Source organism: Gordonia cholesterolivorans, from assembly GCF_039531975.1.
Lineage (GTDB): Bacteria > Actinomycetota > Actinomycetes > Mycobacteriales > Mycobacteriaceae > Gordonia > Gordonia sihwensis.
On the sequence record NZ_BAAARB010000072.1, the window covers coordinates 1 to 682 of the forward strand.

Annotated in this window: 1 protein-coding gene; it reads right to left on the bottom strand. The window is 48.4% G+C overall.

Annotated features, from left to right (window positions below):
• Positions 1 to 395 precede the first annotated feature (395 nt).
• Positions 396 to 682: hypothetical protein (locus ABFX36_RS18935; protein ID WP_346077832.1), on the bottom strand; the 287-nt coding region annotated here is incomplete at its 5' end.

Consider the following 682-nt stretch of genomic DNA (forward strand, 5'->3'; position numbering starts at 1 on the left):
CCAAACATCCTGAAAGTTTATAACGGTTTCTGTGACGTTTGAGGACGTTTTTAACATCCCGTTTTTTCGTCCGGTTTTCATCGCCAAACTGGTGAAAGTCGCAAACTTGTTTGTGGCTTGAAACAGTTTTATCCGTTAAAAGCCGATACTGAACCCACGATCCCGTTTTACTTCCTGTCGCTGGATCTGCTGTGTCAGCCTTTCTGATACCTGTTCAGCAGTCCGGTTAAAGTCGCTAACTGTTGACTGATTTCCCTGTATTGCATGGCTAACTGACTGTTCTGTGTCTCGAGTTCCCCGACACGCTGAGATAAATTGCTGATAACGATCTCTTGCTGTTGTAACAAGGTGCTCAAGGCGTTCTCTAAGAGTTGTTCTGTCTCTGTCATGGTGACTCACTTCGCTAGAATTCGGTAGGCTTCGTTCTTCCCGCCCCAGTTTTCGTTCTGATATGCTGGATCGACGGCGACGCACGGTCGCTTGCTCTTGTCGTCCATGGTGCAGTGGGTCAGTTTGATATTGTGGCTCTGCGTCTGGTATATCTCGGCTGACCGTTTCCATTCGGTCAGGTTCTGGTATTCGTTCACGCTCCAGTACGTGAGAAACAGGCTGATCCCTGCCAATATCAGCACCAGTACACCCAGAATGATGAACGGTAATTTCCACACGCTCACGGTACGCC